Source organism: Rhodococcus sp. Z13, from assembly GCF_025837095.1.
GTDB classification, from domain to species: Bacteria; Actinomycetota; Actinomycetes; order Mycobacteriales; family Mycobacteriaceae; genus Rhodococcus; species Rhodococcus sacchari.
Genome location: NZ_CP107551.1, coordinates 1755756 through 1771508, shown reverse-complemented (window position 1 = coordinate 1771508; position 15753 = coordinate 1755756). Strand labels below are relative to the sequence as shown.

The following is a 15753-nucleotide window of genomic DNA, read 5'->3' as shown; positions in this document are numbered from 1 at the left end:
AAAAGCGATGTCACTCTCTTGACGTGAGCTACGTTACTCCTACAGAATCGTCCCATCGACCTCGCGCCGACTCTCTCGCGCCTCTCACATCCCGGCTTTCGTCGAAACGGAGTGTTTCGTGAATTCCCCTGTATCCGCAGTCGCCACCGCAGACCCGGGCACCCGTCCCGCCGGCATCCGGACCCCGCTCCAACTCTTCCTCGGCCACCTCGAGCACGACCCGCACGCACTCGCCGTCTGCGACGACCGGGGCCACTCCCTCACCCGCACCGAGCTGTGGGAGCAGGCCGGCATCGTCGAGCAGGAACTCGCCGCCCACGGTCTCGGCGAAGGCGATGTGGTCATCGTCTGCATGCCCAACTGGATCGAGTGGATGCCGTCCTACATGGGTGTCGTCCGGGGCGGGATGATCGGCGGGACCCTACCGGTCACCACCGACCCCCGGTCCATCGCCTACACCGCGGATCTCGTGGGTGCCAAGGCCGTCGTTCTCCGCCGCGCGCACCGTGGCCGCGACTTCCTCGCCGAATCCGAGATCCTCGCCGAGGAGCTCGACCGTGAGGTACACATCCTCCTCGTCGACGGTGAGGACGGATCGCGCACCTGGCGCAGCTTCGACGGTCCGCCCGCCGCCCTCCCCACCTACCCCGACGACCTGGCGCACGTGCTGTTCTCCTCGAGCACCACCGGGAAGTCCAAGGCGATCGCACACTCCGAGGCGAGCCTGAGCGCCTACAACCGGATGGTCATCGACCGCTACGAGGTCACCGGCGAGCGGCCCATCTTCATGCCGTCCCCACTCGGGCACAGCACGGGCTTCTGGCACGGCGCCCGCATGTCGCTGATGACCGGGGCGACCCTCGTCCTCCAGGACGCATGGAAGCCCCACCGCGCTCTCGAACTCGTCGAACAGCACGGCTGCGAGATCACCGTGGCAGCGACCCCCTTCCTCAAGGACATCGTCGACACCGAATGGGATTCGGCCACGCAGAAACTCGCCGGCATGCGCGTGTTCCTGTGCGGCGGGGCCCCCGTCGCACCGAGCCTCATCGAGCAGGCACAGGAACAGATGCCCGGCACCCGCATCGCAGCGATCTGGGCGATGAGCGAAGGCGGTGCCACCTCGAGCCTGCCCGACGACTCCACCGAGCTCGTCGCGCACACCTGTGGCAAGGTGATGCCCGGCGTCATACTCGAGACGATCGACGCGACAGGCCGGATCCGGCCCCGCGGCAGCGAAGGCGAGATCGTCATGCGGACTCCCTCGCTGTTCCTCTCCTACATCGGCCAGGAGCAGCTCCACCGCGAATCCTTCACCGCCGACGGCTGGTTCCGCACCGGCGACACCGGGATCGTCGACGAGAACGGTTACCTGCGCCTGACCGGCCGGTTGAAGGACCTCATCATCCGCGGTGGCGTCAACATCTCCCCCGTCGAGATCGAGAACGCCCTATCGGGTCATCCGCAGATCGCCCGCGTGGCCGTCGTGGGCAGCCCCGACGACCGGCTCGGCGAACGGATCTGCGCGGTGATCCAGCCCCTCGGCACCGCCCCGACCTTCGACGAGCTCCGCGAGTGGCTCGCCGACCACGGAGTGCCCCGGCGGCTGTGGCCGGAATCCGTCCGCGTCCTGCCCACCATGCCGGAGACCCCCGCCGGGAAGATCCGCAAGAACGTGCTCAGAGAAATGATCTCGTCAGGAGAAGGAATGACCACCAGCACCGCCGGCCTCACCACGCAGACCGTCACGCTGCGCGACATCGACGTGACCTATACCCGCGCCGGCGAGGGCCCCGCCGTCGTGCTGATCCACGGACTCGCCGAGGACCACCGCAGCTGGCGCGCCGTCCAGCAGGCCGAACTTCCGGTCACCACGTACGCCTACGACCTGCGGGGGCACGGCCGCACCACCGTCGGCTCCCCCGAGGGCACCCTCGCCCAGCTGCGCGACGACCTGATCGCCTTCCTCGAAGAGGTCACCGGCCCCGCGATCTGCGTCGGCTTCTCCCTGGGCGGCACCGTCGTCCTCTCCGCCGCCGCCGAGCGGTCCGACCTGGTGACGAAGGTCGTCGCCCTGGGCACCTCGAGTGTCGTCGGCCGTGGCGCCGCCGCCTTCTACGCCGGTCGCATCGACCTGTTCCGCGGCGACGACGCCGAAGCGCAGCGCGCCGCCCTGCGCGACGACACCGCCGCCGCCCTGCACAACCCCGACTCCGATCTCGACGCCGTCACGGACTTCCGACTCGAAGCGGTCGGCGAGGCACACGGCTACATCAACGCCTCCACCGCGATGGCCGCCCTGGTCGATTCGCCGCTCACCCCGGAGCTGGCCCGCATCGGGCGCGACACCGAGGTCGCGATCGTCGGCGCCGACCACGACACCTTCTGCCCGAAGAAGGCCGCCGACATCATCCTCGGCGCCGTCGAGCACGCGACCTACCACGAGATCACCGGCGCCGGGCACCTGATGCTCGTCGATCAGCCGGAACGGTCGATCGACCTCCTCCGCCGTCTTCTCCCCTGAGAAGCACTGCGACCGAACACTCCCGCAACACCGCTCTTCCGAAAGGCTCCATGATGCAAGAACGTCCCACCGCCCTCGTCACCGCCGCCGCGGGCGCAGGAATCGGCGCCGCGATCGCGACCCGCCTCGCGGCGGACGGCTTCGACGTCGTCGTCACCGACATCCACGAACGCCGCACCAAGGAGCTCGCGGAGAAGCTGGCCGCCGAACACGGCCGCAACTTCGACCACTATCTCCTCGACGTCACCGACGAGGCCCGGGTCCAGGAGGTCGTCGCCGACATCGCCTCGGAGAAGGGCCGCCTCGACGTCCTCGTCAACAACGCCGGGTGGAGCCGGATCGAGCCGGTGGCCGAGATGTCCTCGGAGACCTGGAAGCGCTGCCTCGACGTCGACCTCAACGGCACCTTCTACACGATGCGCTACGCCCTGCCGGTGATGCAGAAGAACAACTCCGGCGCGATCGTCAACATCAGCTCCATCGCCGCCTACGAGACCAGCACCGAGCACGGCGCCGCCTACTCCGCCGCCAAGGCCGGTGTCCTCGCCCTCACCCGCGTCGCCGCCGCCGAGAACGGCAAGCACGGCATCCGTGTCAACGCCATCACCCCGGGCCTGATCTACAACGACTTCCTGCGCAAGATCTACCCCGACGAGTTCTTCTCCGGGTACGCCGAGAACCGTTCGCTCGTCGGCCGTGTCGGCCGCCCCGAGGACGTCGCCGGCCTGGTCTCGTTCCTGGTCGGGCCGGACGCCGGTTACGTCACCGGCGAGGTCTACGGCATCAGCGGAGGGGTGCACCCGCATGGCTGAGAACCCGTTGACCCTTCCCGTCCGCGAACTGACCGACGCCTACGCGCGCGGCGAGCTGAACCCGATCGACGTCACCGAGGACGTCCTCGACCGCATCGACCGGTTCGACCCCGAGCTGCGTGCATACGTGACCGTCACCGCCGATCTGGCACGGAAGCAGGCGGCCGAGGCCGCCGAACGGTACCGGCGCGGTGAACGCGCACCCCTGCTCGGTGTGCCGGTGTCCATCAAGGACGCCTTCCACCTCGCCGACACCGAGACCGGCCTCGGATCCCTGACCCAGCGCGGGCGGATCGCCCGGTCCGACTCCGGTGCCGTCGCCCGGCTGCGCGCCGCGGGCTCGGTGATGCCAGGCAAGACCCACGTACCCGAGTTCTGCCAGTCCGCGACCAGCGACAACCTGCTCGGCCGGGAGACCGGGAACCCGTGGGATCCGTCCCGTACGCCGGGCGGTTCGAGCGGCGGCGCCGCGGCTTCCGTCGGCGCCGGTCTCGCGACGATCGCGCTCGGCTCGGACGGCGGCGGGTCCATCCGCATCCCGTCGGCCTTCAGCGGACTCGTCGGATTCAAGCCGACCACCGGATCGTGCGCGGACGAACGGGGTTTCCGCGCGATGACGGATTTCGTCACCGCCGGCCCGCTGGCCTGGACGGTGGACGACGCCCGCATCATGACGGAGGTCCTCGCCGAGACGACCTTCGAACGCACCGCCGTGCCGCACCGGCGGATCGCCTTCTGCCGGCGCCCGGACGGACGTCCGGTCGATCCCGCGGTCGCCCGCACCGTCGAGACCGTCGCCGGAATCCTGTCGGATCTCGGGCACGAGGTCGTCGAGACCGACATCCCGATCCAGGGGTGGAACGAGATCTTCGGGCCGCTCGTGCTCGACGACGAGCTGCGCGAACGCGCCCATCTGCTCGACGATCCGGAGCTGCTGACCCCCTACGAGCGGGCGAGTCTGCGAGCCGCGATGCAGCTGACCAGCGCCGAGGTCGCCGGTGCCCGCGAAGCACTGGACGGATTCCGCCTCCGCATGGACGATTTCCTGCACCGTTTCGATGCGATCCTCACACCCACGGTGGCGACGGTGGCGTTCCCGCACGAGAAGCGCCCGAAGACCATCGCCGGGGAGAAGGTCGACTGGCTGTGGGGTGCATTCCCCTTCACCTCCCCGTTCAACGTCGCCGCCACCCCGGCGATCACACTGCCGGCGGGGACGTCGGAGGGACTGCCGATCGGCGCCCAGCTCGTCGCCGCCCGCGGCCGGGATGCCGACCTGCTGAACCTCGCGGAATCCCTCGAAACGGCACTCGATTTCGATTACACGCCGGTGCGGGCACGCTGGGCACTGCAGGCGGCTCCGGAACCGGAGCCGGTGCCGTGACGACCGGACTCGGCATCCGGCGCCACGGCGACGTCCTCGAGGTCGTCCTCGACCGCGCCGAGCGCCGCAACGCTCTCTCACGCGCTCTGCTCGTCGAGCTCCGCCGGGTCTTCACCGACCTGCCCGACGACGTACGGGCCGTGCTCCTCACCAGTGCGGACCGGGTGTTCTGTGCGGGTGCGGATTTCGCGGACCTGACGGGCACCTCGGACGATCTCGACTACGATCGGGACCTCGAAGACGCCTGCACGGCGGTCTGTTCGAGCCCGGTACCCGTCGTCGCCGTCGTCGACGGCGCCTGCGTGGGCGCCGGGGTCGAGCTCGCCACCTCGTGCGACGTCCGGATCCTCGGTCCCCGGGCCTGGTTCCGGGTGCCGGCCGTCGAACTCGGACTGCTGTACAACCCGCAGTCGATCCGCCGGGTCCACGCCACCCTCCCCCGCACGACGGTCACCCGCCTGCTCGTGCTCGCCGAACGCTTCGACGCCGGCGACGCGGTGCGCAGCGGGCTGGCCACCCACACCGCCGACGGTGATCCGCGCGAGCACGGCCTCGCGCTCGCGGAGCGGATCGCAGGTCTCCCGCACGAGGCGTTGTCGGCGACCCGGGAACTGCTCCGCGGTCTCGACGGCGGCGAGTACGACGACGCCGCATGGCAGACCACCCGAATCCGATTGATGGACAGCACCGCTCGGCACGAGGCCGTGGCCGCAGCCTCCGAGCGGCACGGTGTCCGATCCTGATCTCCCCTTTCCGGAAGGAACGTTCATGAACGCAGTCGCTGCCCTGAAGGGCCACGACCTCGGCTCCCGCGTCGTCGCGTACGGGGAGTCCGACGCGATCCTCTACGCACTGTGCGTCGGTGCCGGTCCCGATCGGCTGCCGCTGGTCTACGAGCGGGACCTGCACGTGCTGCCGACCTTCGGCCTCGGTCTGGGACTGTGGGCCGTCGAGGAGGCCGGTGGACTCGGTGCCTACGACCGGCTGAAGTCCCTCCACGCGGCGCAGCAACTGACCGTCCATGCACCGCTCCCGCGTTCCGGCAAGCTCGAGATGCGGGCGCACGTCGCGAACGTCTGGGACAAGGGTTCCGCCGCGACCGTCGACATCGCCGTCGAGTGCGAGCAGTTCACGGCCGTCTACGCCATCCACCTGCCGGGCTCCGGCGGCTGGGGCGGCGAGCGGGCACCGTCGACACCGCGGGTCGACCTCGAATCCGCTTCCTTCCGCGAGGAATTCCACATCCCCGCGAACCTGCCGGCCCTCTACCGCCTGACCGGTGACCTGCACCCCGTCCACATCGATCCCGAGGTCTCCTCGGGGTACGGTTTCGAACGCCCCACCCTGCACGGCCTGTGCACCCTGGGCATCGCCGCGCGTACGGTCGCCGAGGCCGCCGGGGCCCAGCCGTGGGAGTTGAGGGAACTGCGGGCACGCTTCGCGGCGCCGGTCCTTCCGGACAACACCCTCGAGGTCCGGGCGCAGGCATCCGACGGGGAGGTCGACTTCGACGCCCGCATCGGAGCCACCGGCGTCCTCTCGGGTGGTCACGCCCGCTTCTGACCGCCTCGCTCCACCACCAGCTCTACCGAAGGAAATTCCACCGCTCCACAGAAGTCCGCCGAAAGGGCACCTCATGACCGAACATGCCGCCTCCACCTTCGGAACCAAACAGCAGAAACGCGCGTTCCTCGCGAGTCTGGTCGGCACCACCGTCGAGTGGTTCGACTTCTTCATCTACGCCACCGCCGCCTCCCTCGTCTTCTCGACGATCTTCTTCCCGGAACTCGGATCGAACGTCGGCATCCTGGCGTCGTTCGCGACCCTGGGTGTCGCATTCCTCGCGCGTCCGGTGGGCGCGTTCGTCTTCGGACATCTCGGCGACCGACTCGGCCGCCGCGCGACCCTGATCACGACGTTGACCGTGATGGGTTGCGCCACGGGCCTGATCGGCCTGCTGCCCACCTGGGACCGGATCGGCATCTGGGCCCCGGTGCTGCTCACCGTCCTGCGCTTCCTGCAGGGTGTCGCGGTGGGCGGCGAGTGGGGCGGCGCCGTGCTCATGAGTGTGGAGAACGCCCCGAAGACCCGTGAACGTTTCTACGGCTCGGCCCCGCAGATCGCGAGCCCGCTCGCCCTGGTGCTGGCAACCGTCGTCATGTACTTCGTCGCCCGCATGCCCAACGACGATCTGATGGCCTGGGGCTGGCGTATCCCGTTCCTCGCCGGCTTCGTTCTGGTCGTGATCGGCCTGATCATCCGCCTCGGTGTCGAGGAGTCGAGCGAGTTCGCGGAGGTGAAGGAGCAGGGCGCCGTCGCGAAGCAGCCCGTCCTGACCGTGCTGCGCACGATGCCGGGTCGCGTCCTCGCCGGTGTCGGCCTGCAGGCCAGCGTGATCGTGCTCTTCTATCTGATCACCACGTACATGCTCACGATGGCGACCAACATCCACGGGTTCAGCAAGAGCGACACCCTGATGATCCTGCTGGTCGCCGCGACCATCGATCTGTTCGCCATGGTCGGGGTCGGCATCCTGTGCGACCGCCTGTCGGCCATGCGCGTGTTCGTCGGCGGTGTGGTGTTCACCGGCCTGTTCGCGTTCCCGCTGTTCCTGCTGTTCAACACGGGCAACATGGGGCTGATGATCGTCGCGTTCGCGGCGGCGCTCGTTCTCGGTCACGCCACCACCTACGCCGTGGTGTCGAGCATGACCGCGGACCTGTTCCCGACCGAGGTCCGCTACAGCGGTGTCGCCCTGTGCAGTGCGTTCTCGGGTGTCGCGTGGGCGGCTCCCACCCCGCTGGTCGCGGCTGCGCTGGTCCCGACGGACGGGTCGAAGCACTGGTGGCCGCTCGCCGCGATCCTGGTGGTCACCGCCGTGATCTCCTTCGTCGCCGCCTCGAGCATGCGCGGTCACTTCACCTCCGGATCGGCGACCGACGACCGGTCCCCCGACACTCGGGTCCGCGTCGGCGACGCCGCCTGATCGCCACCGCTCGATCGGCTTCCCGATCGGCACACCTTCCATTTCGAGCAGGAGATTTCCATGACTGTGATGCTCAGCGAGGAGCAGCGCGAGTTCGCAGCGGCCGTCCGCGAGTTCTGCCGCCGCGAGGTGGGCACGCGTGAACAACGCGACAAGCTCACCGACTGCGGTCGCGAGGGGCACAGCCTCGAGCTCAATCGTCGGATCGCCGAACTCGGATGGGCCGCGATCAACGTGCCCGAGGAGTACGGCGGGGCCGGCGGCAACCACGTCGACCTGTGCGTCCTGCTCGAGGAACTCCACCGCGGGCTGGCCCCGGTGCCGTGGCACGGCACGACCCTCATCACGGCCGGGATCTACACCAGGTTCGCAAGCGAGGAGCTGAAGCGGAAGGTGCTCGGCCGGCTCGCCGAGGGCGCGGCCCTGTCGATCGCGATGTCCGAGCCCGAGGCCGGATCGGATGTCGCCGCGTTGTCCTGCCGGGCCGAGCGCCGCGGGGGCGGCTGGGTGATCAACGGCCAGAAGACGTGGATCACCAATGCCCATCAGGCGGACAGCATCCTGCTGATCGCCCGCACCGAGCGTGGCGAGAAGAAGCACCACGGGCTGACGATGTTCCACGTGCCGGCCGACACGCCGGGCCTCGCCGTCAAGGGCATCGACACCCTGAACGGTACCGAGGTCAACGACCTCTACTTCTCCGACTGCGAGTTGCCCGCCGAGTCGGTGGTCGGTGAGGTCGGCCAGGGATGGGCCCAGCTCATGCCCGGGCTGGCCACCGAGCGGCTGATCCTCGCCGCCCAGATGCTCGGCGTCGCCGAACGTGCCTTCGACGACGCTCTGGCGTTCGTGTCCGAACGGACCCAGTTCGGTGAGCGGGTGGGCAGCTACCAGGCGATCAAGCACCGCATCGCCGATCTCGCCACGGAGATCGAGTGCACCCGGCTGCTCGTCTACAGCGTCGCCCACCGCGCCGATGCCGGCGACGACCCCCAGGGTCTGGCGCGGGCGTCGTCGATGGCCAAACTCAAGGCGACGGAGGTCGCCAAGAACACGGCCCTCGAGGGCATGCAGATGATGGGCGGCTACGGCTACTCCACCGAGTTCGACATGGTGCAGCACGTGCGCGCGGCCCTCGGCGCGACGATCTACGGCGGAACCAACGAGATCCAGCGCGACATCATCGGGAACTCGTTCGGTCTCCGGTAGAACCCTCGCTCATACGAACACCGCAGCGGCGGGACGGTCCTTCGACCGTCCCGCCGCTGTTTGTCGTTCGCATACAGGCGGTTTCCACGCCAAGCGTCACCGCGATCTCACGGTTGCGTAACACGCCCGTCATGGATACCGGGTTTCCTTCTATTCGACAGCGATTCCTACAGTGAAACTTCGTCGAACCGAGGAGCCCCCATGACGCTGGAAGCCACCGACACATCCGTGCTGCGCCTCCCGTCCACGAACGGCCGGTCCCCCGAGACCTCCGGCACCGCCGGTCTGGCCGAGCTCGCCCACGCGACCGGCACCCGCTTCATCCTCGCCGTCTTCACCACCCTGTCCGGAAAGCCCTGCGCCAAGCTGGTTCCCGTCGAATCCGTCGACGAGCTCGCCACCGACGGTGTCGGTTTCGCCGGCTACGCCGCGGGCTCCATGGGCCAGGTCCCCAAGGACCCCGACCTGGTCGCCATCCCCGACGTCTCGTCCTTCACCCCCATTCCCTTCGTCCGCGAGGGCCTGGCGCTGGTCCACTGCGACCCCTACGTCGAGGGCAAGCCCTGGCCGTACGCCCCGCGGGTGATCCTCAAGACCGCGCTCGCGCAGGCCGCCACCAAGGGCCTGAGTGTCAAGGTGGGCACCGAGATCGAGTACTTCCTCGTCCAGCGCGACGAGAACGGAACCCTGCGCACCGCCGACGCCCTCGACACCTCCCGCCAGCCCTGCTACGACGCCCGCGACGTCACCCGCATGTACGAGCACCTGACGTCGATCTCGGCGGCGATGAACCAGCTCGGCTGGGGCAACTACGCCAACGACCACGAGGACGGCAACGGGCAGTTCGAGCAGAACTTCCAGTACGCCGACGCCCTGACCACCGCCGACCGCGTCATCACCCTGCGTTACCTGATCTCCGTGCTCGCCGAACAGCGCGGCATGACCGCCACCTTCATGCCCAAGCCGTTCGCCGACCGCACCGGCTCCGGGATGCACATGCACCTGTCGCTGTGGCAGGGCGACACCCCCGTCTTCCCCGACGCGAACGATTCCCGCGGCCTCGGACTGTCCAGGACCGCCTACTCGTTCGTCGCCGGCATCCTCGAGCACGCCTGCGCCCTGCAGGGTGTCATCGCACCGACGGTCAACTCCTACAAGCGCACCGGCGCCACCAGTACCGCCTCCGGCGCCACCTGGTCGCCGCGCTACGCGACCTACGGCGGCAACGACCGCACCCACTACCTGCGCGTCCCCGACGCCAACCGCGTCGAACTGCGCGGCGGGGACGGTTCGGCCAACCCCTATCTCGCCACCGCCGCGACCGTCGCCGCCGGCCTCGACGGCATCGAACGCGACCTCGATCCCGGCGAGCCGGGCACCGGCGGCACCGCCACGCTGCCGATGACGCTGCTGCACGCCATGGACGCCCTCGAGGCCGATCCGGTGGTCTCCGGCGCACTCGACGCAGCCGGTGCAGGCGTCGCCGACTACTTCGCCTCCCTCAAGCGCGAGGAGTTCTTCCACTGGCACAACACCGTGACCCCGTGGGAGATCGACAGCTACCTGACCGCTTTCTGACCACCCGACTTCTTCCAGACCCATCGAACAGGAGAGACGACCATGTGCGGAATCGTCGGACTTCATCTGCGAGACGCCTCGCTCGAGCCCCGGTTGGGCAGCCTGCTGACCGGGATGCTCGGGCAGATGGTGGACCGCGGACCGGATTCGGCGGGCGTCGCCGTCTACGGCAACCCGGTCTTCTCCCCCGCCGGGGAGTCGTCGGTCTCGGTACTCGACGCACCCTCGGACCTCGCCACCGCCGTCGGTGACACACTGGGTGTGGCCGTCGGGGCGCTCGACCTCGCACCCACCACCGTGCTGCACGCCCCCGTCCCCGCGGCCCTGCTCGCCGACACCGTCCGCGCACTGGCCCCCACGGCGACCGTCATCGGCTTCGGCGACGACGTGACCGTCCTCAAGGGCACCGGTGATCCGCGCGTCCTCGCCGAGAACTTCGGCCTGCCGGCCGCATCCGGATGGCAGGGCGTGGGCCACACCCGCATGGCCACCGAATCCGCCGTCACCGCAGCGGGATCGCATCCCTTCGCCGTCGGCCCCGACCAGTGCCTCGTGCACAACGGTTCGTTCTCCAACCACCTGTCGATCAAGCGCGAACTCGAGGACGAGGGCGTGGTGTTCGACAGCGAGAACGACACCGAGGTCGGCGCCCGCTTCGTCGCCAAGCACCTCGCCGAGGGCGCCGATCTGGAGAAGGCGCTGCGTCTGCTCGGTGAACGCTTCGACGGCTTCTACACCCTGCTGGTGTCCACCTCCGACTCGTTCGCGGTGGTCCGCGATCCCATCGCCTGCAAGCCGGCGATCGTCGCCGAGTGCGACGCCTATGTCGCAATGGCCTCCGAATTCCGTGCACTGGCCGGGCTTCCCGGCATCGCCGACGCGCACATCTTCGAACCCGAACCGGACCGCGTCTACGTATGGCAGCGCTGAGCGGTTCCGCCACTCCCGATCCCGCCGTCCAGAACCCGTCCCCGGAGGCATCCATGACCACCGAAATCCTGGCTCCCACCGCCACCTACGACCTGGCGGTGACCAGCACCCGCGAACTCAACGCCGCCCTGCACGCGACGGAGGCCCCGGCCTCGGTGCAGATCGTCAACCCGCAAGGCGCCCACGCCCTCGCGTGCGGCCTGAACCAGCCGATCGACGTGCGCATCGACGGACACGTCGGCTACTACGCGGCGGGGATGAACAAGCACGCGAACGTGACCATCGACGGCAACGCCGGCGTCGGGGTCGCCGAGAACATGATGTCCGGCACCGTGCGCGTCACCGGCGACGCGTCGCAGTCGGCCGGCGCGACCGCCCACGGCGGCCTGCTGGTGATCGAGGGCAACGCCGCGGCCCGCTGCGGCATCTCGATGAAGGGCGTCGACATCGTCGTCGGCGGCAACATCGGGCACATGAGCGCCTTCATGGGGCAGGCCGGCCGCCTCGTCGTCCTCGGCGACGCCGGTGAGGCCCTGGGTGATTCGCTGTACGAGGTGCGCATCTACGTGCGGGGCAGCGTCGCCTCGCTCGGCGCGGACTGCGTGAAGAAGGAGATGCGCCCGGAGCACATCGCCGAGCTGCAGGACCTGCTCGACCGGGCCGGTTTCGACGCCGACCCGTCCGAGTTCACCCGTTACGGCTCGGCCCGGCAGCTCTACCACTTCCACGTCGACAACGCTTCGGCGTACTGAGAGTCCGGCTCCGGCCCACCGGCGCCCCCAGACCCATCCGCCCGATCGACCCCGAGGAGACCCCCCATGACCTTCCGGCCCGGACTGCGCGAGTCGGCCACCTTCGACCGCAACGTCATCCACGAGATCCAGCGTGCCGCCGCCACCGGCATCTACGACATCCGCGGCTGGGGTGCCAAGCGCAAGGTTCCGCACTTCGACGACCTGCTGTTCCTCGGCGCCTCCATGTCCCGCTACCCCCTCGAGGGTTACCGCGAGAAGTGCGAGACGGACGTCGTCCTCGGCGATCGGAACGCGAAGTACCCGCTGCACCTGGACATCCCGGTCACCATCGCCGGCATGAGCTTCGGTGCCCTGTCCGGCCGCGCCAAGGAGGCTCTCGGGCGCGGCGCCAGCGAGGTCGGCACCTCCACCACCACCGGCGACGGCGGTATGACCCCGGAGGAACGCGGTCAGTCCAAGCACCTCGTCTACCAGTACCTGCCCTCGCGCTACGGGATGAACCCCGACGACCTGCGCAAGGCCGACGCCATCGAGGTCGTGCTCGGCCAAGGTGCCAAGCCCGGCGGTGGCGGCATGCTGCTCGGCCAGAAGATCACCGAGCGCGTCGCCGGGATGCGCACCCTGCCGGTGGGCATCGACCAGCGCAGCGCCTGCCGGCACCCCGACTGGACCGGCCCCGACGACCTCGCCATCAAGATCCTCGAACTGCGCGAGATCACCGGCTGGGAGAAGCCCATCTACGTCAAGGTCGGCGCGACCCGCACCTACTACGATGTCAAGCTCGCGGTGAAGTCCGGCGCCGACGTGGTCGTCGTCGACGGCATGCAGGGTGGCACCGCCGCCACCCAGGACGTGTTCATCGAGCACGTCGGCATCCCCACCCTCGCCGCGATCCCCCAGGCCGTGCAGGCCCTGCAGGAGATGGGTGTGCACCGCACCCCCGGCGGCGTCCAGCTCATCGTCTCCGGCGGCATCCGCTCCGGCGCCGACGTCGCCAAGGCGATGGCTCTCGGAGCCGACGCCGTCGCCATCGGCACCGCCGCCCTAATCGCCCTCGGCGACAACGATCCGAAGTACCAGGCCGAGTACGAGAAGCTCGGTTCCGCCGCCGGCTTCTACGACGACTTCCAGGACGGCAAGGATCCCGCCGGCATCACCACGCAGGATCCCGAGCTGCAGGCCCGCTTCGACCCGGTCGAGGGCGGCCGCCGCCTCGCGAACTACCTGCGGGTGCTCACCATGGAGGCCCAGACCATCGCCCGGGCCTGCGGCAAGTCGCACCTGCGCAATCTCGAACCGCAGGACCTCGTCGCCGTCACCATGGAGGCCGCTGCGATGGCGCGGGTGCCCCTGGCCGGCACCGACTGGATCCCCGGCCGCAGCACCTTCTGACCCATGTCCCCCACCGCCCTGCTCGACGCGTTCCGGGACCGGCAGGCACAGCCGCTGTGCCGTTCCCGGGACGTCGACTTCTTCGACGACGCTCCCGAGGCGATCGCCCGCGCCAAGGCCGTCTGCGCATCCTGCCCCGTCCGCGAACCCTGCCGCGACCAGGCGGCTCTCGCCGGGGAGATGCACGGGGTGTGGGGCGGGCTGACCCCGACGGAACTGGTCCGTCACCGGTGGCTCGCCCGCGCCCGCTCCGCCGGGCACGACCGGGCCCGCCACAGCCGAATTCCGAGAGGACACAGCACATGACCGCCTTCGACTCGCTCTGGGCCTCGATCCTGGACGTCGGGAAGCATCCGACGACCGGAGGCTATCGCCGATTCGCTTGGAGCGACGCAGATCTCACCCTTCGGGAGTGGTTCCGCGGCTGCGCCGCCGAACGCGGCATGGACGTCGAGGAGGACCGGAACGGCAACCTGTGGGCCTGGTGGCTGCCCGACGGCTGGACGGGCGACCCGACCGGCGCCTTCGTCACCGGCTCGCACCTCGACTCGGTCCCCGACGGTGGTGCCTTCGACGGCCCGCTCGGGGTGGTGTCGGCGTTCGCCGCGGTGGACATCGTCCGCGACCGCGGCGTCGTCCCCACCGTCCCGATCGCGATCACCGCGTTCTCCGACGAAGAGGGCGCCCGCTTCGGTGTCGCCTGCGTCGGCAGCCAGCTCACCACCGGGGCACTCGCCCCGCAGCGCGCGCTCGGTCTGCGCGACCGTGACGGGATCACGCTCGCCGAGGCCATGACCCGCGCCGGCCGCCTGCCCGAGCACGTCGGTGCCGACCCGACCCTCGTGGACCGGGTCGGGGTGTACGTCGAACTGCACGTCGAACAGGGCCGGGCCCTCGATCTGATCGACGCCCCGGTGGCGGTGGCGTCGTCGATCTGGCCGCACGGCCGCTGGCAGTTCACCTTCACCGGTGAGGCCAACCATGCCGGCGCGACCCGCCTGGTGGACCGGCACGACCCGATGCTGGCGTACGCATCCTCGGTGCACAGCGCCCGGTCGTGCGCCGCAGCGGCGGGTGCGGTGGCGACCTTCGGCAAGATCGAGGTACTTCCCAACGGCGCCAACGCGATTCCGTCGGAAATCAAGGCCTGGCTCGACGCGCGTGCAGCAGACGAGAAGACCCTGACCGAGCTGGTCGCCGAGATCGAGGCCGAGGCGCGGCGCCACTGCGAACCCGACGGCATCGGACTCGACGTCTTCGCCGAGTCCGTCACGCCGATCGTGGAGTTCCCCGCCGGTCCGCGGGAACGGTTGCGGCGCACCCTGTCCCATCTAGGGGACATCCCGATCCTTCCCACCCAGGCCGGCCACGACGCCGGAATCCTGTCCGAGAAGGTGCCCACCGCAATGCTGTTCGTGCGCAACCCCACCGGGGTGTCGCACTCTCCGCACGAGTTCGCCGAGCCCGACGACTGCAACGTCGGCGCGCAGGCGCTGGCGGACATCATGGTGGACTGGACGACAGGCGCATAGATGACGGTGCAGGTGGTCCGCGCCGGCGAGCGACGCCGGGTGCCCTGGCGCAACGGCGCCGGGACGACGGAGGAGATCGCCACCGGCGACCTGCTCCGGACCGACCGGCCCCGCTGGCGGCTCAGTCTCGCCGATCTGGGGTCGGCGCCGAGCGGATTCTCCGCCTTCCCCGGCGTGGACCGCATCTTCACCGTCGTCGGCGAGCACGACGTCGACCTCGACTTCGGCGACGGCCCGCGGACGGTGCGCCCCTGGCAACCGCATCCGTTCGCCGGGGAGGACGCACCCCACTGCCTCCCCCTCGGCGCGACCTCCGCGTTCAACGTGATGATCGAACGCGGGGCCGCGACCGCGAGCGTGTCCCCGATCCCGCCCGGCGCCCACCCCGTGACCGACCCCCGCGAGGTCACCGCACTGTTCGTCCGCTCCGGCCTCGTGCGCGCCGGCGCGGTGCAGGCCGGATCCGGGGACTGCCTCCTGGTCCACGACGAGGCGCTCGCCCTGCGCGGCGACACGGCCTCCGGGCTCCTCGTCCGCATCGCACCCGAACCCCGACCTCGGCCGGATCCCGTCTGAGCGCGGATCACCGGCCGACTCGTTCCCCTTCGATATCGACTCCCCCGCGGACCTCCCCGCAGGAGAGGCCCTCCG

14 protein-coding genes are annotated in these 15753 nt (G+C 69.7%); all 14 read left to right on the top strand.

Going from position 1 to position 15753, the window contains the following annotated elements:
- The first annotated feature begins 118 nt into the window (after positions 1-118).
- Positions 119-2524, top strand: a complete 2406-nt coding sequence (locus OED52_RS08075; protein WP_264154125.1) for an alpha/beta fold hydrolase — start codon at positions 119-121, stop codon at positions 2522-2524.
- Positions 2525-2574: 50 nt separating this feature from the next.
- Positions 2575-3336, top strand: a complete 762-nt coding sequence (locus tag OED52_RS08070) for an SDR family NAD(P)-dependent oxidoreductase (RefSeq protein WP_264154124.1) — start codon at positions 2575-2577, stop codon at positions 3334-3336.
- Positions 3329-4720, top strand: a complete 1392-nt coding sequence (locus tag OED52_RS08065; protein WP_264154123.1) for an amidase — start codon at positions 3329-3331, stop codon at positions 4718-4720. The genes OED52_RS08070 and OED52_RS08065 overlap by 8 nt, the downstream gene beginning before the upstream one ends.
- Positions 4717-5463 carry an enoyl-CoA hydratase/isomerase family protein gene (locus OED52_RS08060; RefSeq protein WP_264154122.1) on the top strand — a complete coding sequence of 249 codons (747 nt, stop codon included), beginning with the start codon at positions 4717-4719 and terminating at the stop codon, positions 5461-5463. The genes OED52_RS08065 and OED52_RS08060 overlap by 4 nt, the downstream gene beginning before the upstream one ends.
- Before the next feature lie 25 nt (positions 5464-5488).
- Positions 5489-6283, top strand: a complete 795-nt coding sequence (locus OED52_RS08055) for a MaoC/PaaZ C-terminal domain-containing protein (protein WP_264154121.1) — start codon at positions 5489-5491, stop codon at positions 6281-6283.
- A 73-nt stretch (positions 6284-6356) separates the two neighbouring features.
- Positions 6357-7706 (top strand): MFS transporter, encoded by a 1350-nt coding sequence (locus tag OED52_RS08050; RefSeq protein WP_264154120.1) that lies wholly within the window; start codon positions 6357-6359, stop codon positions 7704-7706.
- Positions 7707-7766: 60 nt separating this feature from the next.
- Complete coding sequence (locus OED52_RS08045) at positions 7767-8915, top strand: acyl-CoA dehydrogenase family protein (protein ID WP_264154119.1); 1149 nt, start codon at positions 7767-7769, stop codon at positions 8913-8915.
- A gap of 201 nt (positions 8916-9116) precedes the next feature.
- Positions 9117-10493: a type III glutamate--ammonia ligase gene (gene glnT / locus OED52_RS08040; RefSeq protein ID WP_264154118.1), complete on the top strand. Its 1377-nt coding sequence runs from the start codon at positions 9117-9119 to the stop codon at positions 10491-10493.
- 42 nt (positions 10494-10535) lie between these two features.
- On the top strand, positions 10536-11423 hold the full coding sequence (locus OED52_RS08035; protein ID WP_264154117.1) for a class II glutamine amidotransferase domain-containing protein: 888 nt from the start codon (positions 10536-10538) through the stop codon (positions 11421-11423).
- A 68-nt stretch (positions 11424-11491) separates the two neighbouring features.
- Positions 11492-12175 carry a GltB/FmdC/FwdC-like GXGXG domain-containing protein gene (locus OED52_RS08030; RefSeq protein ID WP_413247751.1) on the top strand — a complete coding sequence of 228 codons (684 nt, stop codon included), beginning with the start codon at positions 11492-11494 and terminating at the stop codon, positions 12173-12175.
- 66 nt (positions 12176-12241) lie between these two features.
- Positions 12242-13570, top strand: coding sequence for an FMN-binding glutamate synthase family protein (locus OED52_RS08025; protein ID WP_264154115.1), 1329 nt, complete (start codon positions 12242-12244; stop codon positions 13568-13570).
- Between the two features lie 3 nt (positions 13571-13573).
- On the top strand, positions 13574-13876 hold the full coding sequence (locus tag OED52_RS08020) for a WhiB family transcriptional regulator (protein WP_264154114.1): 303 nt from the start codon (positions 13574-13576) through the stop codon (positions 13874-13876).
- Positions 13873-15102 carry an allantoate amidohydrolase gene (locus OED52_RS08015; RefSeq protein WP_264154113.1) on the top strand — a complete coding sequence of 410 codons (1230 nt, stop codon included), beginning with the start codon at positions 13873-13875 and terminating at the stop codon, positions 15100-15102. The genes OED52_RS08020 and OED52_RS08015 overlap by 4 nt, the downstream gene beginning before the upstream one ends.
- The gene (locus tag OED52_RS08010) at positions 15103-15678 is read left to right on the top strand and encodes a HutD/Ves family protein (RefSeq protein ID WP_264154112.1); all 576 of its coding nucleotides are present in this window, start codon (positions 15103-15105) and stop codon (positions 15676-15678) included. It abuts the gene before it with no gap.
- The last annotated feature ends 75 nt before the right edge of the window (positions 15679-15753 follow it).